The sequence below is a fragment of the Desulfovibrio sp. SGI.230 genome (assembly GCF_050313065.1).
In the GTDB taxonomy this organism is placed as follows: domain Bacteria; phylum Desulfobacterota; class Desulfovibrionia; order Desulfovibrionales; family Desulfovibrionaceae; genus Desulfovibrio.
In genome coordinates, this window is sequence record NZ_JBNPKS010000008.1 from 83,804 (window position 1) to 104,719 (window position 20,916).

At 65.0% G+C, this 20,916-nt stretch carries 19 protein-coding genes and 1 tRNA gene; 12 read left to right on the forward strand and 8 right to left on the reverse strand.

Annotation, left to right across the window (positions count from 1 at the left end):
- Positions 1–152: 152 nt before the first annotated feature.
- The 12 genes from ACQRAG_RS08170 to ACQRAG_RS08225 all read left to right on the forward strand — a co-directional run bounded on the left by ACQRAG_RS08170 (position 153) and on the right by ACQRAG_RS08225 (position 11,207).
- Positions 153–246: transfer RNA gene (locus tag ACQRAG_RS08170), tRNA-Sec, on the forward strand.
- A gap of 171 nt (positions 247–417) precedes the next feature.
- Positions 418–1,152 carry a 4'-phosphopantetheinyl transferase family protein gene (locus tag ACQRAG_RS08175; RefSeq protein WP_427804169.1) on the forward strand — a complete coding sequence of 245 codons (735 nt, stop codon included), beginning with the start codon at positions 418–420 and terminating at the stop codon, positions 1,150–1,152.
- A gap of 111 nt (positions 1,153–1,263) precedes the next feature.
- Positions 1,264–2,559 carry a tRNA (guanosine(37)-N1)-methyltransferase TrmD gene (gene trmD / locus ACQRAG_RS08180; RefSeq protein WP_204626173.1) on the forward strand — a complete coding sequence of 432 codons (1,296 nt, stop codon included), beginning with the start codon at positions 1,264–1,266 and terminating at the stop codon, positions 2,557–2,559.
- 61 nt (positions 2,560–2,620) lie between these two features.
- Complete coding sequence (gene rplS / locus ACQRAG_RS08185) at positions 2,621–2,968, forward strand: 50S ribosomal protein L19 (protein WP_006006452.1); 348 nt, start codon at positions 2,621–2,623, stop codon at positions 2,966–2,968.
- Between the two features lie 135 nt (positions 2,969–3,103).
- Positions 3,104–3,823, forward strand: coding sequence for a ribonuclease HII (locus tag ACQRAG_RS08190; protein ID WP_414600848.1), 720 nt, complete (start codon positions 3,104–3,106; stop codon positions 3,821–3,823).
- A gap of 23 nt (positions 3,824–3,846) precedes the next feature.
- Complete coding sequence (locus ACQRAG_RS08195; RefSeq protein ID WP_297138108.1) at positions 3,847–4,302, forward strand: YraN family protein; 456 nt, start codon at positions 3,847–3,849, stop codon at positions 4,300–4,302.
- Positions 4,235–5,083 (forward strand): 16S rRNA (cytidine(1402)-2'-O)-methyltransferase, encoded by an 849-nt coding sequence (rsmI, locus tag ACQRAG_RS08200; RefSeq protein ID WP_040369578.1) that lies wholly within the window; start codon positions 4,235–4,237, stop codon positions 5,081–5,083. Before ACQRAG_RS08195 ends, rsmI begins: the two co-directional genes overlap by 68 nt.
- Before the next feature lie 46 nt (positions 5,084–5,129).
- Positions 5,130–5,879 carry a PTS system mannose/fructose/sorbose family transporter subunit IID gene (locus ACQRAG_RS08205; RefSeq protein ID WP_168935663.1) on the forward strand — a complete coding sequence of 250 codons (750 nt, stop codon included), beginning with the start codon at positions 5,130–5,132 and terminating at the stop codon, positions 5,877–5,879.
- Between the two features lie 195 nt (positions 5,880–6,074).
- Positions 6,075–6,362, forward strand: coding sequence for an HPr family phosphocarrier protein (locus tag ACQRAG_RS08210; RefSeq protein WP_168935662.1), 288 nt, complete (start codon positions 6,075–6,077; stop codon positions 6,360–6,362).
- 1 nt (position 6,363) lies between these two features.
- Positions 6,364–8,127, forward strand: a complete 1,764-nt coding sequence (ptsP, locus tag ACQRAG_RS08215) for a phosphoenolpyruvate--protein phosphotransferase (protein ID WP_300645395.1) — start codon at positions 6,364–6,366, stop codon at positions 8,125–8,127.
- 4 nt (positions 8,128–8,131) lie between these two features.
- On the forward strand, positions 8,132–8,587 hold the full coding sequence (gene smpB / locus ACQRAG_RS08220) for an SsrA-binding protein SmpB (RefSeq protein WP_006006439.1): 456 nt from the start codon (positions 8,132–8,134) through the stop codon (positions 8,585–8,587).
- A gap of 4 nt (positions 8,588–8,591) precedes the next feature.
- Positions 8,592–11,207: a ComEC/Rec2 family competence protein gene (locus ACQRAG_RS08225; RefSeq protein WP_427804168.1), complete on the forward strand. Its 2,616-nt coding sequence runs from the start codon at positions 8,592–8,594 to the stop codon at positions 11,205–11,207.
- 516 nt (positions 11,208–11,723) lie between these two features.
- On the opposite strand, the gene mutM is transcribed toward ACQRAG_RS08225, so the two are convergent.
- From mutM to priA, 8 genes are all read right to left on the reverse strand, one after another.
- The gene (gene mutM, locus ACQRAG_RS08230; protein ID WP_337391975.1) at positions 11,724–12,572 is read right to left on the reverse strand and encodes a bifunctional DNA-formamidopyrimidine glycosylase/DNA-(apurinic or apyrimidinic site) lyase; all 849 of its coding nucleotides are present in this window, start codon (positions 12,570–12,572) and stop codon (positions 11,724–11,726) included.
- A 197-nt stretch (positions 12,573–12,769) separates the two neighbouring features.
- Complete coding sequence (rimM, locus tag ACQRAG_RS08235) at positions 12,770–13,303, reverse strand: ribosome maturation factor RimM (protein WP_168935658.1); 534 nt, start codon at positions 13,301–13,303, stop codon at positions 12,770–12,772.
- A gap of 6 nt (positions 13,304–13,309) precedes the next feature.
- Positions 13,310–13,540 (reverse strand): KH domain-containing protein, encoded by a 231-nt coding sequence (locus ACQRAG_RS08240; RefSeq protein ID WP_006006428.1) that lies wholly within the window; start codon positions 13,538–13,540, stop codon positions 13,310–13,312.
- Positions 13,541–13,757: 217 nt separating this feature from the next.
- Positions 13,758–13,994, reverse strand: coding sequence for a 30S ribosomal protein S16 (gene rpsP, locus ACQRAG_RS08245; RefSeq protein WP_072337376.1), 237 nt, complete (start codon positions 13,992–13,994; stop codon positions 13,758–13,760).
- A 202-nt stretch (positions 13,995–14,196) separates the two neighbouring features.
- On the reverse strand, positions 14,197–15,705 hold the full coding sequence (ffh, locus tag ACQRAG_RS08250; protein ID WP_427804167.1) for a signal recognition particle protein: 1,509 nt from the start codon (positions 15,703–15,705) through the stop codon (positions 14,197–14,199).
- Positions 15,706–15,997: 292 nt separating this feature from the next.
- Positions 15,998–16,654 carry an outer membrane protein gene (locus ACQRAG_RS08255; protein ID WP_168935656.1) on the reverse strand — a complete coding sequence of 219 codons (657 nt, stop codon included), beginning with the start codon at positions 16,652–16,654 and terminating at the stop codon, positions 15,998–16,000.
- A 179-nt stretch (positions 16,655–16,833) separates the two neighbouring features.
- The gene (locus ACQRAG_RS08260) at positions 16,834–18,102 is read right to left on the reverse strand and encodes an OmpP1/FadL family transporter (protein ID WP_427804166.1); all 1,269 of its coding nucleotides are present in this window, start codon (positions 18,100–18,102) and stop codon (positions 16,834–16,836) included.
- A gap of 194 nt (positions 18,103–18,296) precedes the next feature.
- Positions 18,297–20,633: a replication restart helicase PriA gene (gene priA, locus ACQRAG_RS08265; RefSeq protein ID WP_427805311.1), complete on the reverse strand. Its 2,337-nt coding sequence runs from the start codon at positions 20,631–20,633 to the stop codon at positions 18,297–18,299.
- Positions 20,634–20,916 lie beyond the last annotated feature (283 nt).

Genomic DNA, 20,916 nt, shown 5'->3' on the forward strand with positions numbered 1-20,916 from the left:
GAACAAGATAAGTCTCTTTTCCCGCCTGGCAATGGGCAGCGCCGGAGAGACGGGAAAATCGCTCTTCCCGCATCATGCTCCGGCCCCAGCGCCTTGCCGCAGGGCGGACTTGCTTTCCCCCGGGCTTTGTGTCACATATATGGCTGTTGTGTGGAGGCGTGTCGTCACCGGTGTGGCGCCCGGTCTTCAAAACCGGTGGCAGGCTTAACCGTCTGCGGTAGGTTCGACTCCTATACGCCTCCGCCATCCCGTCAACAGTCCGTCCGCAAGCCTTGTGCCTGCGGACTTTTTTTGTATCAGCCCCGTTTCGGAGCGCCGGGGCAGGCAGCCGCAAGGGTGTCCCTGCCTGTAGCAGACGGCGCGTCGGGATACCGTCAGCGCATTGCCTTTTGCCTGTCTGACGGGCATCATCACAGCATGTCCCGGCTTACATCTTCCTCTCCCTTGCCGCCCATGCTGCTGGCGGCCTGCCCTTTGCCGTCCTTCTCCGGTCAGTTTTCGCTCATGTCACTGCCGGAGTTGCCGGAGGGCCTGCCGGCGGCGGAAGACCGGGCCCATATGGCGGCTTTCCGCCTTCCGGCCGAGCGTGAAAAACGCCATCTGGCACGCCTGCTGCTGGCGGTGCTGCTGCATCGCGCCGCTGTTGCCGGTCTGTCCGCCCTCCCCTCTTTGAGCTGGCATCCCCTGCCGCTGCTATTCCACCGCATGCGGGAGGCCCGGCTTTTCTTCGCCCGCCATGCCTGTCCCCGTCTGCATCGCCTGCCTTCAGGCCGTCCGTGCCTGGAAGGCTTTTCCGTCAGCTTCAGCTACAGCGAACAGGCGGCCTTCTGCCTGCTGGCCGGGCCCGATACCAGCCCCGGCGTGGATGCCGAGGCCCTGACGAGCCCGGCGCCGCCCGCATCGGCCTTCTCGCCCCAAGAGCTTTTCCCCGGTCTTTCTCCATCAGCCCGGCAGCGTGACTGCCTGCGCCGCTGGACCATCAAGGAAGCCGTCTTCAAGGCCGCCGGTACGGGCTGCGACCGACCGCCGCGCCTGCTGGACAGCGGCCGCAGCGGCCGGCGCACAGGCGACCTCAGGCTGGATGCCGCCCGTTACCGCTGGCAGATGCTGCCCTGTCCCGGCCACTGGCTCTGCGTGGCGGTGCGGGGGTAAGGCTTCCATTCTTTCCGCGCACCAGGTCGCCCCGGCCATTTTGTGTCCCCTCGCAGCTGCCATATACAAACATTACTTGCCTTATGCCCGCTTTTGGGTCACTGTGCGCCCATGCTTCGCTTTCATCTGGTCAGCCTTTTCCCGGAGTTTTTCCGCTCGCCCCTTGAGACGGCACTGCTGGGTCGCGCCCGCGAGGCCGGCATCGTGGACTTTTCTTTCCACGATCCCCGCAGCTTCAGCACCAGCCGCCACCATCATGTGGACGACCGCCCCTACGGCGGCGGTCCCGGCATGGTCATGCAGGGCGAACCGGTGGCCGCGGCGCTGCGCTCCATCGAGAAGCCGGGACGCATGATCCTGCTGGCTCCCAGCGGGCGTCCCCTCAATGATGCGCTGGCCCGCGAGCTGGCCCGGGAAGAAGACCTGACCCTGATCTGCGGCCGTTACGAAGGACTGGATGCCCGCCTGCTGGACATCTTTCCTCTGGAGCCCGTGAGCGTGGGCGAAGCCGTGCTCAATGGCGGCGAGACGGCGGCCCTGGCCGTCATCGAGTCCGTGGCGCGGCTGGTGCCCGGCTTCATGGGCAAGGAGGAGTCCGGGGACGACGAAAGTTTTTCCAACGGCCTGCTGGAGTACCCCCATTACACGCGGCCCGAAGTCCTGGAAGGCCGCGAAGTGCCGGAGGTACTGCGGGGCGGGGACCACGGTGCCGTAGCGCGCTGGCGGCGGCAGCAGTCGCTGGCCACCACGCTGCGGGTACGGCCCGACCTGCTGGACAGCGCGCCCCTGGTGGCGGAAGATGCCCGCCATCTGGCCACGCTGCCCCGGACAAGGGCCGGAAGGAACCTTTCTTTCTGCCTCGTGCACTATCCCGTGCTGCTGGGCCGGAAAAATTCCGGCGTTTCCTCTTTGACAAATTTGGATATTCACGATATAGCCCGGATTTCCCGCAGCTATGCGATGGGACCGTTCTATGCCGTGACCCCGCTGGAGGACCAGCAGCGTCTGCTACAGGCCATAGTCCGGCACTGGACGCAAGGCGCGGGAAGCAGGGGCAACCCGGACCGGGCCCAGGCGCTCGCCACGGTTTGTCCTGCCGAATCCGTGGATGCCGCTGTGGAACATCTCACGGAGCGCACGGGCATGCGGCCCAGAGTGGTGGCAAGTTCCGCCTCCTGGCCCGCTCACAAGCACGCGCCCCCGCCGCTTTGTCCGGCGGATGTGTGCCGCATGTGCGAAGAAGGTCCTGTGCTGCTGTTGCTGGGTACGGCCCAGGGGCTGGCCCCTGAGGTGCTCGCCCGGTGTGACGGGGTGCTCAGACCCATACGGTATCTGGGCTACAACCACCTTTCGGTGCGGAGCGCGGCCGCTATCCTGGCCGACAGAATTTTGGGCGATTACAAGTAAGCGCCACAGTTTTTCTTCACGACGACAGCCGTCCCAAGGCTGCGTATTTAAGGAGTAGGGCATGGATATCATTAAGAAAATTGAACGTGAAAACATGCGTATGGATATGCCCGTGTTTCGCTCCGGCGACACGGTGAAAGTGCATCTGCGCATTGTGGAAGGCGAAAAAGAGCGTATTCAGGTGTTCCAGGGCAACGTGATCCGCATCCAGCGCGGCACCACCGACGCCACCTTCACCGTGCGCAAGATCTCTGACGGCGTGGGCGTGGAACGCATCTTCCCCCTGCACTCCCCCTTCATCGACCATGTGGAAGTGGTGAGCCAGGGCCGCGTGCGTCGCAGCCGTCTGTACTACCTGCGCGCCCTCAAGGGCAAAGCCGCTCGCATCAAGCCCCGCGGCCGCTTCTGATTCGCAGCCCAGCGGAATGTCCATGGCGGCCTGAGGGTCCTGTGAACATGCCCGGGCAGAATACGAACGGAATGAACCTCACCCTGCCTTGCGCGGGGTGAGGTCTTTGGCGTTTTAGCAACCGAGTGAAACACGATGCCCCCTCGCCGCAAAAGATCCTCCGCCGCACCGGCCCCGGAACAGGGCCTGCTCTGCGCCCTGCCCTCCCGTCCCCTGCTCATGGCGGGCATCGATGAGGCGGGCCGCGGCTGTCTGGCCGGTCCCGTCGTGGCGGCGGCCGTCATCCTGCCGGAAGAATACGACCTGCCGGGCCTCACGGATTCCAAGGCCCTGAGCGCCGCCCAGCGGGAACATCTGGCCCCCCTGATCCGCCAGTGCGCCCTGGCCTGGGGGCTGGGCGTGATCTGGCCCGCCACCATCGACCGCATCAACATCCTGCAGGCCACCTTCGAAGCCATGAGCCGCGCCGTGGCCGGCCTCAAGCGCAGGCCCGGCCTTTTGCTGGTGGACGGCAACAAGACCGTGCCCGAGCCCGTCCTGCTGCCGCACTGGCGCAAGCGTCATGCCGACGCCCCCGACCTGCCCCGCCAGAATGCCGTGGTGGGCGGGGACAGCTCCGTGCCCGCCATCTCCGCTGCCTCCGTCCTGGCCAAGACCTACCGGGACATGCTCATGGAGCATCTGGAGCGCCGCCATCCCGGCTATGGTTTCGCCCGGCACAAGGGCTACGGCACGGCCGACCATTACGAGGCCCTGCACCGTCTTGGCCCCTGCCGCCAGCACCGGCTGACGTTTCGCGGCGTGCTGCCCGACAGGGACGAAGGCCCCGGTACCCGGCAGGGGAGCCTGCTGTGAGTTTTCTTTCCCGCCTGCGCCGCCTGGCCGGTCCTTCCGGGCCACCGGCAGGGGACGACCGTGCGGGCGGGGACCACAAGGCCGCCCTGGGCCGTGCCGGGGAAGACGCCGCCGCCACCCTGCTGCATGCGCGCGGCATGCGCATCCTGGCCCGCAACTGGCGCAGCGGCCCGCTGGAACTTGACCTTGTCTGCCGGGAAGGCGACACTCTTGTTTTCGTGGAAGTCAAAACGCGCGGTCCGGGCAGTCTGGGCAGCGCCCTGGACGCGGTGGGGCCGCGCAAGCGGCAGACCCTGATCCGGGCCGCACGGGCCTGGCTGGCCGCGCATGACCAGTGGCACCTGCCCTGCCGCTTTGACCTCGTCTGTATCGAACCGGGGCCCACGGGCCCGCACATGGAGCACATCCGCCATGCTTTCGACCTCTCCGGCTCCGGGCCATCTGTGGATAGTGGCCACGCCTCTTGGCAACCCTGGTGACCTTTCTCCCCGCGCCCGCGAAGTCCTCGCCGGCGCCGACCTCATCCTGGCCGAAGACACCCGTCGCGCCGGGCTGCTGTGCAGCCAGTGCAACATCCCGGCCCGCCGCTTCCTGAGTTTCCATGACCACAACGAGAGCGAACGGCAGGAAGAGGTCCTGCGCCTGCTGCGCCAGGGACAGAACTTGGCCCTGGTCTCGGATGCGGGCACGCCCCTGCTGGCCGATCCCGGCTACCGTCTGGTGCGCGCCTGCCGGGCCGAAGGCCTGCCCGTCTCGCCCGTGCCCGGCCCTTCGGCGCCGGTGACGGCCCTTTCCGCCGCGGGCATCCCGCCCCTGCCCTACACCTTTTTGGGCTTTTTGCCGCGTGATGCCGCGGGCCGCCGCGCCACGCTCTCGGCCTTTGCCCGCACGCCGGGCTCGCTCATCTTCTTCGAACGCAAGGACCGCCTGCGCGAGAGCCTGGCCCAGGCCGCGGAGCTGCTGGGCCCCCGGGCCGTGGCCGTGTGCCGGGAATTGACCAAGACACATGAGGAATTTATACTTGGCCGTCTGGAGAAATGGCAGGAGCTGCCCGAAGAACTGCTGGGCGAGATCACGGTCATCATCGGCCCGCCGGAACAGAAGGAACGCGCCGATGAAGCCGAAGCCCGCCGGGCCCTGGAAGCTGTCATGGCCGCTGCGGACGAGCGTCTCAAGCCCAAGGAAGTGGCCCGCCGGGCCCAGGAGATGGCCCCCGGCTGGAGCGCCAAGGAGCTTTACGAACTGCTGACCCGCGCCTGAGCCTTTCTCCGCCACGGAACCGACCGCCCAACCAAGCGAGCCCGTCATGTTGCCCACCCGGACAGCCCTTTCCTGCCTTGCGCGAAGCTGCTGCATCAACGCCGCCGTCACGGCACGCGGCATGCAGCAGCTGGGATTGCTGTTCGCCCTGGAACCGGCACTGCGCCATCTGTATCCCGAGGCCGAAGCACGGGCACAGGCGGCGGCCCACTACAGCGCCCACAGCAACACCCATCCCTACATGCTGCCCTTCTACATGGGCCTGTTGCTGAACATCGAAGAACAGGTGGCCGAAGGCAAACTGCCCTCCAACGCGCTGGACACGGTGCGCCGCACGCTGGGCACTACGCTTTCCGCCGTGGGGGACGGTTTTTTTGAAGGGGGCGTCTTCCCCTGCTGGGCGTTGTGCTGCATCTGCTTCCTGCTGGCCGGGCACACGCTGCCCGTCATCCTGCTGACGGTCCTGCTGGCCGTGGCCCTGCTGGCCTTCAGGACAGGCACGTTTTTCTTTGCCCTGCGCTACGGGCTGGCTGCCCTGGCCTGGCTCAAGCGTCTGGGGCTCATCAACTGGACCGGCCGCATCAAGGTCGTCAATGCCTGCCTGCTGACCGTGGCGGCCGCTATGCTGCTGCCCTACAGCGGGGACAGGCATACGCTCCTCTGGTGTATGGGCGGCGGCGCTGCCGTTCTGGCCGCCGCCTGGATCATCGGGCGCCTGCATTTGCCGCGCATCGTGCTCTGGCTGATCCTGCTGACCTTTCTCGTGCTCATGGACACGGGGCTGGTCGGCCTGTAAAGGCCCTTGCCGCCACGGCAGGGAAACATCCGGCCACACCGGACGGGAAAGGCGCGCTCCGCAGGGCCTGCGGCCGCCTCAGACGACAGGGACGCATACGGCATGGCATCCTTGCCGCAAGGCCCCCGATGCGGTGCGGGGGACCGTCAGGAACAGATCGTACAGGTCGCCCCGGGCGACCAGGGAGAATATATCATGGCAGAAGTTCAGGAAACACCCGAAGGCCTCGTCCTCCCCGTCACGCTGCATACGCGTGGCGGGCTGCACGCACGGCCTGCTGCCCGTCTGGCGCAGGAGGCCCAGAATTTTTCCTCCGACATCCAGATCCAGAGCGACAACGGTACCGCCGATGCCAAAAGCATGCTGGATATCCTCTCCCTCGCCATCTCCACAGGCTGCACGCTGACCCTGCTGGCCCGGGGCGATGACGCCCGCGAAGCCCTGACGGCCCTGGCCGATTATCTGGAAAATCTGCAGGACTGATATGGCACGCTCTCTTCTTTTCGGTACGTCCGTCTCTCCCGGCATCGCCATCGGGGTGCTGCGCTTCGCCCACAATGTCCAGACCGTGGAGATGCGCCGCATCAGCCCGCGCGAAGTGGAAGGCGAGCAGGAACAGCTGCGCGCCGCCGTGACCAATGTGCGCGCCGCCCTGCAGGAAGCCATGGCCAAGGTCCCGGAAGACCTTTCCGAATACCGTGAGGTCATCGCCGCCCAGATCGAACTGGCCCGCGATCCCAAACTGGTGGGCAGCGCCCTTTCCCGCATCGAGAAGGAACTGGTCTGCGCCGCCTGGGCCCTGGACAGCACGGTGGAACAGCTGTGCAGCATCTTCCGCAACATGGACGACCCCTATCTGCGCGACCGTGCGCAGGACATCCGGGCCGTGGGCCTGCGCCTGCGCGAATGCCTGGCCGGCAGCTGCGCCCTGCCCGCCGCGTCCGGTGCCGGTATCCTGGCCGCCCAGGATCTTTCGCCCGCCGACGTCATGGACATGGATTTCAAGGACGTGCGGGCCGTCATCACGGCAGAGGGCGGGCCCACGTCGCACACGGCCATTTTGTCGCGCGGCCTGCACATCCCGGCCCTGGTGGGCGTCACCGGCCTGCTGGAGACCGGCAAGCCCGGTGAAAAGGTCATCGTGGACGGCCTCAACGGCTGCCTGCTGCTGGACCCCGATGCCGACGACCTGGCCACCTATGAAGAGCGCCAGCGCGAGTATCAGGAGTGGGAGGCCCGCACCCGCAGCGAGTCCCACTGGCCCGCCGAGATGCGCGACGGCGTGCGCGTGAGCGTCCATGCCAACCTGGAACGGCTGGAAGAGATGGACGAACTGCAGGCCAGCGGCGCCGAAGGCGTGGGCCTGTACCGTACGGAATTCTCCTTCCTGCGGGAGCATCTGCCCAGCGAGGAAGAGCTCTATGCCGAATACAGCGCCGTAGCCCGCAAGGCCGCGCCCGCACATGTGGTCTTCCGTACCCTGGACGCCGGTGCTGACAAGATGCTCCGCGCCCAGGAGGCCCTCAAGGAACCCAACCCGGCCCTGGGCCTGCGCGGCATCCGCTTCTGCCTGCGGCACCAGAAGATCTTCCGCAGCCAGCTGCGCGCCCTCATGCGCGCCGGGGTGGAAGGCAATATCTCCCTGCTGCTGCCCATGATCTCCGGCCTGGCCGAGGTGCAGAGCGTGCGCCGCATCATGCAGGAACTGCAGCAGGAGCTGCAGGCCGCCGGTCTGCCCCACGCCGCCGATCTGCCCCTGGGCATCATGGTGGAGACCCCGGCGGCCGTGCTCATCGCCGATGCCCTGGCCCGCGAATGCGACTTTTTCAGCATCGGCACCAATGACCTTATCCATTACCTCATGGCCATCGACCGCAACAACCTGCATGTGGGCTACCTCAACGAGGCCCTGCATCCGGCCGTGGTCCGCTCCCTGAAGCGCATCATCGACTCCGCCCACCGCGAGGGCATCGGGGTCTCCGTCTGCGGCGAGCTGGCCGCCGACCCCTACGGTCTGGCCCTGCTGCTGGGCATGGGCGTGGACACGCTCTCGGCCTCGCCGCGCTTCGTACCGGGCATGAAGCACATGATCCGCCGCCTGGACGCCCAGACCTGCATGGATATGGCCCACAGCGTGCTCATGAGCACCGACGTGACGGCCTCGCAGCGCATGCTGCGCGAACGCCTGCAGGAGAGCCTGGGCTCGGAGCTGGCCTTCCATACCACAAGCATCATGACGAACAGTTAGGAATATGAGCAAAAAACCATCCCCGTCCACCATCGCCGTCAACAAGAAGGCCCGCCACCTGTACGAACTCTCCGACTTCGTGGAAGCGGGCATCAGCCTGACCGGCCCTGAAGTCAAAAGCATCCGGGCCGGAAAGATCAACTTTCTGGACAGCTATGTGGATTTCCGTGACGGCGAGGCCTTCGTGCTTTCGCTGCATATCGCCCCGTACGACAATGCCGGTTATGTGCCCCAGGATCCCGACCGCCCGCGCCGCCTGCTGCTGCACGCCGCCGAGATCCGCCAGATGGCGGCCCGCGTGGAACAGAAAGGCCTGACCGTGGTGCCCGTGCGCATGTACTTCAAGCAGGGCAAGGTCAAGATGGAGATCGCCCTGGGTCGCGGCAAGAAGCTCTTCGACCATCGCGAGACCCTCAAACGCAGGGCCGAAGAACGCGACGCCGCCCGCGATCTGGCCTGATATCATGTGGCGTCCGCCGCTGGCCCCGGGCCTTCTCTGGCAAAGCTGGCTCTTATGCTGGCTGCTGGGCCTGCTGGCGGCACGCTGGCCCGGACCCGCGCTTTGCGCGGGTCTTTGCGTCCTGGTGGCGGACAGCCGTTTGTGGCGTCTCCCCCGCCTGCTGGTGGGCTGTGCCGTCGCCCTGCTGGGCTGTGTCACGGCCCAGGCCCTGCTGCCCGCTTTTCCCGTGCCTCCCGTGCTGGAACAGCTGTACGAGGAACGCACCCCGCCCCGCCACTGGCCTGTGCTGGAAGCCAGGGTGAGCGATGTACGCACCCTGCCGGAACAGCGCCTGCGCATCAGCCTGACCGACCTGCATCTGCAACAGCCTGACGATCAGACGTTGACCCGCCTGCCCGGCAACCTTGCCTGGACATGGGAGCAGGCCGCCGTCTTCCCGCTGCCGGGCCAGACCGTACGCCTGCAACGCAAGCTGTTGCCCGTGGATACCCAGCGCAACTTCGGCCTCACCGATTGGGGCTTCTGGTGGCACAGCCACGGTACCGGCTGGCGCATCTGGAGCCGGGGCACGGGCGGTCAGCCCGCCGTCGAAGGCGCCCCCTCCCCCTTTGCCCGGCAGCGTCTGGAACTCATTCGAAAGTTCCTTGCCGTGCTCCTGCCGGGCAGGGACGATCTTTTGCCGCCCGCCGCCGCTTCTCCCTCCGGTCTGACGGCCGCAGCCCCTCCCCAGCTCCCTGCCGCCGCGCCTTCCACGCCTTCCGCGGCACCGGTGCCCCAGGGCAAGGCCATCCTGCTGGCCCTGCTCTTCGGGGAACGTTTCCTGCTGGAGACGCCCACCGTGAAAGCCTTCAATGCCGGCAACCTTTCCCACAGTCTGGCCCTTTCCGGGCAACATCTGCTCGTGGCCGGTCTGGCGGGGATGCTCCTGGTCTGGCTGGCGGCCCGTATGCATCCGGGTCTCTATCTCTGGCGCCCCCGTACCGTCCTCATCCCGCTGGCGGCCTGCCCGGCGGCCCTGGCCTATCTCTGGCTGGGCAATGCGCCGCCTTCGCTGCTGCGGGCGGCCGGGATGCTCCTGTTGCTGGCCACGGCCATGGCCCTGGCCCACCTGCGCTGCATGCCGCTGCCCCAGACGCTCCGGGAGCGCCTCCCTTCCAGCGGGCTGGATGTCCTGTGCTGCACGCTGCTCTGCATCACCGTCATCTCCCCCCTGTCCGTCTTCGATACCGGTCTGCAACTTTCCGCCCTGTGCGTGTCCGTCATCTGCTGCGCCACGCCGCTCATGGGGCAGCTGTTGCGCCGTATCCCGCGGACGTCCCCCGGGCAGCGCCTGCTCCGTTCACTGGCCAGCATTTTGCTGGTCTCCTTCTTCATCCAGCTGGCCCTGCTGCCCCTTTCCCTGCTGCTGTTCAACAACAGCGGGCTGTGGTTCCTGCTCAATGTTTTCTGGCTGCCCGTCCTGGGCACCCTTGTCCTGCCGGGGGCCTTCCTGGGACTGGGGCTCAGCCTGTGCGGCCTTGGCCCGGCAGCCGCTCTGGTGCTGGATGTGGTGGCCCTGCCCTGCCAGTGGCTGGTGGATGGTCTGCTTTTCCTCCAGACGCAGGGCTGGCTCAGCATCCCCCCCATCCTGCGGCCCCACTGGACGGCCCTGCCCGCCATGGCCTGCCTTTTTCTGGCACTGGCCCTGCGGGCCGGACGCCCCGGCTTGCCGCCGGCGGGAAAACGCCTGCTCATCTGCGGTCTGCTGCTGGCCTGTGTGGGCCCGGCCCTGCGTCTGCACCACAGTCTGGTGCCCCGGCTGGAGCTTTCCGTCCCTGACGTGGGACAGGCTCAGGCCGTCCTGCTGCGTCTGCCGCATGGCCAGACCCTGCTCGTGGACGCCGCAGGCAGCATGTCCCGCTCCTGGAACCCGGGACGCGAACTCCTCCTTCCCCTGCTGGCCTGCAATGCCCGCCCCGGTCTGGACGCCATCATCAACAGCCATCCCGACATCGATCACGCGGGCGGCATCCCTCCCCTGCTGGCGGCCTTTCCCGAAGCGCTCCTGCTGCACAACGGCCAGCCGGGCAGCGGTCAGATGGGGCATATCTGGCAGGCCACCCTGCAAAAACGGAAGAACACCCCCCTCCATGCCGGAGATACCCTGCAACTGGGCGATCCCGAAGACGGGCTGGCTCTGCATGTGCTGCATCCGCCCCGGCCAGCCCCGGGCGCCTATGTCTGGGAAGGCAACAGTGCCTCCCTGGTCCTGCGCCTGGTCCACAATGGGCACGGCCTGGCCCTTTTCCCCGGTGATGCCGACGGGGCCGCCCTGCGCCACCTGCTGGCCAGTGGCCGGGACGTACAGGCCGATGTCCTGCTGGCACCGCACCACGGCTCGGACAGTTCTTTTTTGCCTGAATTCCTGACGGCTGTGCGCCCCCGGCTGGTGGTGGCCTCCTGCGGCGCCTTCAACCGCTTCGGCCATCCCGGGAAACAGCTCAGACAATGGCTGGAAGAACAGCATATCCCCCTGCTGCAGACAGGCCGCCACGGGCATGTCCGTGTGACCTGGCCCCTGTCAGGCGACACGGACGTCCCTCGTCTGGACTGGGACACCGCCCGGCCGGTACGGCCCTGAAGACAGACGAGAAAGAAAATCCTCCCTACTGCTACCGCTGCCTGCCGGACGCGGGACGACTTTGCCGCAGGACGTGTGGGGCCTCGTCGACGAGCGCATGCCTGCAAGACGGCGGCAGGGTGGAGAGTCCTCCGGATAAAAAATTGCTGTCGTCCTCCGCAACGTACGGTATTCGCTCGGCTGACGCGATGACAGTGGCAGCAGTGCGGTGGTTGTCCGGCGACCTTTGTGCGCAGCCTGCACCACATGGATACAGGCTGCGCATCACTCTACAGCCTGCGGCCTCAAGCTCTGGAAAAAAGGATACCCTTGCGCACACTCTCCTCTTTGTACGGCGCCGGATACGGACAACGGGCCGCTCCCCGCAGGGAACGGCCCGTTGCTCATCACGGCTGCACATCAGCCATACACAACTGTTTGTCAGGCTGACGGCCCGAAATGCCCGCCAGACCGAGGTCTCCTGAGAGAGGGGAAGGGAGCTTTACCGCAAAGCTCCCTTCCCCAAAAGATCGCCCGCTACTTCTGGCACTGCGGACAAAATACCGTGGCCCGGCCGGCGATGCGCCCTTTTTCCAGCTCCGTGCCGCAGCGGCGGCAAAGCTGTCCGCCACGGCCATAGACAAAAAAGGTATTCTGGAAAGCGCCCACATTGCCGTTGGCATCCCGATAGTCACGGATTGAGCTGCCGCACTGGGCGATGGATTCCCGCAAGACCTCCTGCAAAGCGCAGCGGAGACGTTCCGCTTCTGCCTCCGAAAGCTCCCCGGCAGGCCGGTGGGGATCGATACCGGCCCGGAACAGGGACTCGTCCGCATAGATATTGCCGATACCGGCCAGTACGGTCTGATCCAGCAGGGCTGCCTTGATGGCCCGGCGTCCGTGCAGACGCGGCCCCAGAGAACCGGGCCCCATGTCCAGCGGTTCCGGCCCCAGCGAACGCCAGAAATCCCAGCGCCCCAGCAGCTCCGGCGTGGCGGCAAAGACCAGGCCGAAGGAGCGCACATCATCGAAAAAGAGCTGCGCCCGGCTCCCGTCAGGCCGCTGCAAATGGAAGATGATGCGCGTGTGCTTCAAAGGGGCGGCCCCTTCCGGGTGGACCATGAAGCGCCCCGTCATGCGCAGATGCACGGCCAGAATCGACGGCACAGGCAGAGCAGCGGCCACGGCGGGCGGCTCCAGATCCAGCAGGGCCAGCTTGCCCCGGCGACGGGCAGCGCTGATGCGCGTCCCCGCCAGTCGCTCCACAGGAAGGCTCAGGGGATGCAGGGAGCGCTCGCGCAGCACCTCCACCCGCTCGATGCAGCATTCCAGTACCTGCGGCCGCAGAGTACGGACGACGGTCTCCACTTCCGGCAATTCGGGCATGATCCACCTCATACGAAAAGACCTGCCGAGGGCAGGTCCAAAACAGCAGGGCCGGAACCATCCGGCCAGGAAAAAGACAGCCCGTGTTGCGGACAGCACGGGCAGCAAAAAAGACAGGCAAAAAACAGGGAACAGGACAGTCGTATGGACGGTCCGAAATGCCCGCCGCAATCCGGCGGCAAAACCGACTCCACAGGCTAGGCCTGTTCGTCACCGCCCAGATAGATGTCCAGCAGGCCTTCCGGCGGCGCGATGTGGATGCACTCCCCTTCCAGGTCGAAGCCTTCGATGAACGAGGCTTCCGCAGGGAACAGGACTTCCTTGCCGTCATCGGTCACGATGCTCCAGACCTCCAGACCGGCAGGATATTCCACATGATCCAGCACGCCCAGGCGGGAGCCGTCAGGCAGGATGACGGCAAAGCCCAACACGTCCTCCACGTAGACTTCGTCTTCGTCCACAGGGGGCAGCAGGTCGCGGTCCACAAGAATCTTCTGGCCGCGCAGGGCTTCGATGTCGTTACGGTCGGTCACCCCCTCCAGCAGGAGCAGGGGACGACCTTTGTGCATGCGCCACGAACGGGCCCGGGCAGGACGCGGCGGGGCATCGCCCGCCTGCAACCAGAAAGGACCGTCCAGCAGCGAAGGGGAGTCTGCGTACCAGTCGACGCAGATCTCCCCCTTGATACCGTGCGGGCGCGCGAGCGTGCCCATATGGATGCGTCGTGCCATGAGGAACTATTCCAGGATCTCGAGTACGACGCGTTTTTTGGCCTTGGTGGACGCGGCGCTGAGCAGGGTGCGCATGGCGCGTGCCGTGCGGCCCTGCTTGCCGATCACCTTACCGAGATCTTCCTTGGCGACCTTCAATTCCAGCACAGTGGTCTGTTCGCCTTCCACTTCAGTGACCTGTACCTGATCAGGCGCGTCCACGAGCGAACGGGCGATAAATTCAATCAAAGCTTTCATTGCTGGCCTCCCGCAAGTCCTGCCGTGACAAGACTGTTGGTGTGAGCGGGCGCTGCATCTCCGCGGGAAAAGCCCGCGGGAAAAGCGCCATGCGCCTGCGGTGCGGTACATCCATCAGGCAGCCCCCTCAGGGCTCTGCCGCGTCAGTACCGCACACCGGAAGAACATCGGGCCAGTACCGGAAAGACCGGTACGATGGTATCCTGCAAAGATACCCTTAGGCCATCTTCTTGAGCAGAGCGCGGACGGTGTCGGTGGGTTCGGCACCGCGATCCAGCCAAGCCTTCACCTTTTCGGCGTCCAGCTTCACTTCGGCGGGATCGGTCATGGGGTTGTAGTAACCCAGGAATTCCAGCGGACGGCCATCACGACGGGTTTCGTCGTTGGCGGCCACGACGCGGTAGAAAGGATGCTTCTTGCTGCCCAGACGGGTCAATTTCAGCTTAACAGCCATGATTATCTCCTGTTTGTGCTATGGTAGCGTTGCGGGGGCAAAAGAGCAAGTTTGCCCTCCCCCCATTATATCAATGACCAGTGCGCCGCAACGATTTTTTTATCGCGTCTCCGGCATCGCCGCAGCCGTCTGGCGATGAGGTTTCGCCGTGCTCTGCCGGGGAACGGACGCTGATCCGTGCGGACAGACCGCACGGACGGGCCTATTTCTTTTTGCGCTTGGCAGGCCGTTCGCGCTTCTTGCGCTTTTTGGCCGCCGCCGACTTGCCGTGTCCGGCATCCGGCAGCCCCATGGGCGGCATACCGGGCATGCTACCCATCCCCGGCATCATGCCGGGCATCCCGCCCATGCCGCCGGGCATGCTCATGCCCCGGGGCATCCTGGGCATGGCGGGCATCCCCTTGGCCTTGCCGCCCATCATCCCCTTCATCATCTGGCGCATCTGCTCGAACTGGCGCACCAGCTGGTTGACCTGCTGCACCGTGACCCCGGCGCCCTTGGCGATACGCGCCCGGCGGCTGCCGTTGAGGATATCGGGGTTGCGGCGCTCGGCCATGGTCATGGAGTTGATGATGGCTTCGGTACGGGCCATTTCCTTTTCAGGCATGGCCCCGTTGGCTTCGACCAGCTTTTCGCGCAGGCCGCCCATACCGGGGATCATCTTCAAAATACTGTCCAGAGAGCCGAGCTTCTTGATCCGGCGCATCTGGGTACGGAAATCTTCCAGGTCGAAGCTGGCCTTGCGCATCTTTTTGGCAAGGGCTTCGGCCTCGTCGGCGTCGATGGTGGCCTGGGCCTTTTCCACCAGGGTGAGCACGTCGCCCATGCCCAGGATGCGGCCCGCGATGCGGTCAGGATGGAAGACCTCCATCTCGGACAGCTTTTCGCCCATACCCACGAACTTCACCGGGGCACCGGTCACCGCCCGGATGGACAGGGCCGCACCACCGCGGGCATCGCCATCCATCTTGGTCAGCACCACACCGGTCAGGCCCAGACGTTCGTTGAAGGACTCCGCCACGGTCACGGCATCCTGACCGGTCATGGCGTCGGCCACGAACAGGATCTCCTGCGGGTTCACCGCCGCCTTGATGGCGGCCAGTTCCTGCATCAGGGGCTCGTCCACATGCAGACGGCCGGCGGTGTCCAGCAGGACCACCGTGGCCTGCTGCTCACGGGCGGCTTCCATGGCCTGACGGGCGATGTCCACGGGATTCATGTCCACCGTGGACGGGAAGCAGGGCATGTCCAGCTGCTTGGCCAGCACGGTCAGCTGATCGATAGCCGCGGGACGGTACACGTCGGCAGGCACCAGATAGGGACGCATCTTCTGCTTGCGCAGCAGATTGGCGATCTTGCCCGCCGAGGTGGTCTTACCGGAGCCCTGCAGGCCCACCAGCATGATGACGGCTGGTTCCTGGCCCTGAAGGTTCAGCCCCGCTGTCTCACCACCAAGCAGCCCCACCAGCTCTTCATGGACGATCTTGACGACCTGCTGCGCCGGACTGACGCCCTTGATGAGTTCCTGTCCCAGGCACTTCTGGCGGACGTTCTCCACAAAGTCCTTGACGACCTTGAAGTTGACGTCGGCCTCCAGAAGGGCAAGACGCACCTCGCGCAGGCCGGCCTGGATATTTTCTTCCGTCAGCTGGCCGCGTCCGCTGAAGGAGCGGAACACACCGGAAAGGCGATCGGAAAGACTTTCAAACATGGGAACCCCGCTATCAAGTTACACTGAAAGGCCCTGCCCTCCCTGCCGCAGGACATGGCGGCAGATCACGCGGGCCCGGCCAGCGCATACAGAATTGTGATTCATAGGCTGTTTACGCCGTTTCGTCAAGAAAAGACCGCAGTGGCGGCCATCACGGCTTTTTACCAGGCCGTCCCGGCCTGTCTGTGGCTCACGGATCCCGGGGGACATGCCCCTCACGCCGCCCCTGCCTGCCAAAAAACAAAAAGACCGCCCCGAGGGAGCGGCCTTTTCAAATCGCGGATAATGCGCTTTAGAAAGCGAAGCGCAGGCCCAGCATGAATTCGTGGTTGTAAGGACGGCTGCCCACCTTGATCTGGTCGCCGTTCAGGGAACCGCTGGCTTCGGTGTAGCCCAGGTCCACATAGCGGTAGGCGGCGTCGATGTACAGGGCGTCGTTCACGTTGTAAGCCACACCGGCGCCCACGTTCCAGGCGAAATTGGTGGTGTGTTCGTCACGGGAAACGGCGCTGCCGCCACGGTGCAGGTCGAAGCCCAGGTAGTTGAAGGACATACCGATACCGGCGCCGATGTAGGGCACGAAGGCGCTGTCGTTGCGGAAGTCATAGTACAGGTTGGCGAACAGGGTGGAGCTGTTCCAGGTGCAGTCCACGCTGCCCCAGTTGCTGCCCCAGCTCTTTTCGCTGTTGCCGCGCAGGGCGTATTCCAGTTCCACACGCAGGGGCACCAGATACTGGGGCCAGAAGTCGTAACCGGCAGCCAGAGCGCCGCCCAGGGTGAACTGGGAGTATTCGTCCACGCCGCCCATACCGGAGCGTTCGATGGTGCCGGTTTCCTGAATGGTCATCAGGAACTTGGGAGCCAGGTACATACCGGTACCTTCGGCCTTGGCCATGCCGGGCAGGACCAGAGCCACCAGCAGAGCCAGTGCAAGGATGGTGCGTTTCATTGCTCTCCTCCAAAGAGATGTTTCCTGCAAAGCAGGGCCTGTTCAGGCGGTAAAAGTTTAGACTTTCTCAAACGGGACTATAGAGATTTTCCAGCCCGCGGTCAAATGCTCTGTGCCGCAAGACGCAAAAAAAGGCGTCGCCCCAAGGACGACGCCCCTGAAATCTGCCGGAAAGCAGCCTAGAACTTGTAGCCGAAGCTCAGCATATAGATGTTGGCCACGGTGTCCTTGGAATTGCCGCCGGTGATACCGGATGCCAGACCGGGGGTACGAATACCACTTGCATCAGTGTCATCATAGTTGGTCGGATTGATCCACATATGGCAGTAGGCGAAGTCAACAGTGAAGTCATTCCACTCCACGCCGGTACCCAGGGTCAGGGCCGTACGACCGTTGGAAGGCACCATGAAGTCGGAGTGATCTTCGTTGATGACAGGGGTCTCATACCAGAAACCGGCACGCAGGCTCCACCAGTCCAGAGGCTTGTATTCCACGCTGGCATTGAAATTCCAGCCGTCGTTCCAGTTCTTGTGGCTGATGGACTGATTGCCGTTGTCCATGTAGATGTTCAGGGAGTTATAGGTAGACCAGCGGGTCCAGACAGCGCCCACTTCGAAGCTCAGGTTGTCCAGAGGCTTGTAGGCCACACCCAGAGCCAGGGAGTCGGGCAGCTGCACGGTACCGTGGGCATCACAATTTGTAAGCTCAGGAGTTTTGCCAGCAAGTTTGCCGTCATGCTTGGCATCACCATAGGCATTGACCGTGACCTGGGTCTTGTAGGCCAGCCCCACAGACCATTCGTCGTTCAGGCGGGCATGCAGGCCGAAGTGACCGCCCACGCCCCAGCCCGAGGCCTGGACTTCAATGTCCTGATCTCCCGCGCGCAAGGCAGCTATTACAGGTGAAGTCAGCTTCTGTTCGGTGGTCAGGTTGACATTCATGATCTCCAGACCGGCGGACACGGAGAGGATGTCATTGATCTTCCAGGCCAGGGTGGGCACGGCGGACACGGTCTGCAGGTTGACGCTGTACAGGTTATAACGGCCGGTCCAGTTCTGGTCATAGCTGTTGCCCAGACCAAAGCGCGAGAACACGCCCAGGCCAAGCCACAGGCTGTCGTTGAGCTGCCAGCTGGCGTAAGCGTGCGGCGCGGCCCACACAGCGGGCTTGGTGGTGGTTTCCTGCTTGCCGTGGGTCGTATCCAGCGACAAAGTCCCCATAGGGGCGATAAGCCCCATACCACCCATGACCTGGACGCCGGGCAGCTGGGTAATGCCGGCCGCGTTGTAGGCAATGGCCGACACGTCGTCGGCGCGGCCCACCATGCCGCTGGCCAGCCCCAGACCGCGTGCGCTCCACTCGGTCAGCGCAAAACCTTCAGCCATGGCGGACGACGCCACTCCCAGAACCAGGGCCACCCACAGGCCCACCACACGCAAAGCTTTCATTCTTCCTCCCTTGACCATGAAGCACCGGACAAGCTCCTTCCTCCCGGTACCGGCTCCCGCCCTGCCGTGCCCGGCCATGGCACATGCCGGACGCTCCGGCATCAGGGCCGGTCAAAGGCCGCAAAAATGCCGGGGCAGGCACCGCGGAGCTTTCCCCAGTAAAATCCCGCTTGCGGGAAAAATAAACCGGAAGATTAGAGCATATTGACAGGGTCAAGGTCAAGGAAAAGCCGCAAGCGGCTGGCGCACTGCTGCCGCAAAGCTTCATGGTACAGCACCCTGACCTCCTGCCAGCCGGCACTTTTGATGAGGCAGGAAAAACGCCTGCGGCCCCGCAGCATGGCCAGGGGCGCCGGGATAGGCCCCAGCAGGCGCACGCCCAGCTCACGGGCCCTGGTTTGCAGCAAACGGGCCAGCTCCCCCAGCGCCGCGGCACCGCCGGGATCTTCCGCAGGGAAGGAGATGCGCAGCAACGCCAGACGCACGAAAGGCGGATAACCGTGTTGTCGCCTCCGGGCCAGCTCGGCGGCATAAAAACCTTCATAATCACCGCTCTGGACATACTGCCAGCAGTAGTGATTGGTATTGCGGGTCTGGATCAGTACCCGCCCGGGTTTGTCGCCACGTCCTGCCCGGCCTGCGGACTGGACCAGCAGCTGGAAGGACCGCTCCGCAGCCCTGTAGTCCGGCAGATTGAGCCCCAGATCCCCGTCCGCCACGATGGCCAGGGTCACATCAGGGAAGTGGTGGCCCTTGGAGAGCATCTGCGTACCTACAAGGATGGGGGACTCGTGCCGGGCAAAAGCCGCCAGTATCTCTTCCATGCGTCCGGGCCGCCGGGTGCTGTCACGGTCGAGGCGCAGGACAGGCTGCCCGGCCAGCGTGGACAAATATTCTTCCAGCCTTTCGGTCCCCTCCCCCATGGGCAGGAAGTTCATGCTCCTGCACTGCGGGCAGGGACTGGGAAAGGGAACGGCATAGCCGCAGTAATGGCAAACGAGCCGCCCCCGCCCTTTATGGTAGGTCAGGGCGATGTGGCAATGCGGACAGCTGACGGTCTCCTTGCAGTCCAGGCAGTACAGCAGGGGCGCGTAGCCGCGCCGGTTGAGCAGGACAACGGCCTGCTCCCCGCGTTGCAGCACTTCGCGCAGGGCCTGCTCGCTGCGGGCAGCCAGCAGCCCTTCCCCGGCCAGGCCACTGGTATCCACCAGCTCCACCGGCGGCAAAGGCCGCCCTCCTACCCTCTCCGGCAGGCGAAGAAGATCTATCTGCCCCTGACTGGCCGCATGGAAGGTCTTGATGTCCGGCGTGGCCGAGCCCAGCACCAGCAGGCCGCGCTGCCGTGCGATGCGCGACCAGGCCAGCTCCTTGGCCTGATAGGGCAAAGACTCGTCCTGCTTGAACGAGCTGTCATGCTCTTCGTCCAGGATGACGCAGCCCAGCTGCGGTACAGGCAGGAAGAGCGCCGAACGCGTCCCCACCACGAGGCAGGGCTCCTGCCGGGTGGCCAGACGGCGGAAGATCTCCTCCCGTCGTGCCGGGGGCTGGTAGCCATGATAGAAAAACAGGGGCACATGGGGCAGGACGCAGGCCGCATCCCGACGCAGCTTGCAGGCAAGAGCCACTTCGGGAGCCAGCAGGAGGACGCTCCTGCCCTGCTCCATGCAATGCCGGATCAGCTCCAGATAGACAGCCGTCTTGCCGCTGCCGGTCACCCCAAACAGCAGGACCGATGCGGGCCGCTCCGTCTCCAGCGCAGCACGCAGGGCCTCCAGGGCCCGCTGCTGGTCTGCATTGAGCTCAAAGGCCCGGGGCGCGGGCGGAAGCAGCTCGTCAGCGGGCTCATCGGCCTCCGCGTGGCGCAAAGCCACGAAGCCGGCCTGCAGCAAAGATCGCAGGGCCGGAGCACTGCCGGCTCCCAGATTCCGAGTCAGCTGGCGACGGCTGACCTGTCCCCGTTCATGCAGATAGTCCAGTATCTCGCGCTGCCGTGCGGCCTGCGGCCGTACCGGCCAGGGAGGATCCACCCGCAGCACACAGAATTCCTCCCCGGCGGCATCCCGGCCCGGAGCGACAAGGCGGGCCTCCCCCCGACACAGAGCCACGGCCAGGGCCTGACGCAGATCCGGTTCCAGTTTCGTGACCTGCTTCACCGTACAGGAAAAATCCCTGTCCGCCGCCAGCCAGCGGATACGCAGATCCACCTGGCGCAAGCCCTGCGGCAGGACATGCCCGAACACACAGCCCGGCTCCAGTCCCTGCCGGATGGCCAGATCCCGTGCCAGCGCCCTGATCTCCTCCGAAAGCAGGGGGGCGGTCTCCAGCGGCCAGGCCACCTCCTTGCAGGTGACGCCGTCAGGAAGATCGCTGTGCTCCAGCCGCTCCATCAGGATGCCTGCCCGCAACGCACCACGGCCCAGGGGGATGGCCACGCGCAGGCCTTCCTGCCAGAACTCTTCGGGAAAGATGTCGGGCAAGGCGTACGTCAGGGTGCTGTAAGGAGCGGAAAGCAGAGCGATACGGGCAAACATGGGACCTCGTGACAAGAGGGGAATCTGTCGGGCCTGCCAGGCTGCACGGACACAGCGGCAGAAAGTTGCATCGCTCCCGCCAAAAGAGAGCTATGCATCCGAAGGATGCCGCAGCATAGACGCAGGAGACAGGCAAGGCAAGGACGTCTGATACGGCTGCCTCAAAAACGGAAAAGGGGGGCTTGCGCCCCCCCCTGAAACATCCCGGTCGGGAAAGACTAGATAGTGTCGTCAAATTATGTTTGCCCACAAAGATATGCATCTGATTTGAACGGCGGCAAGG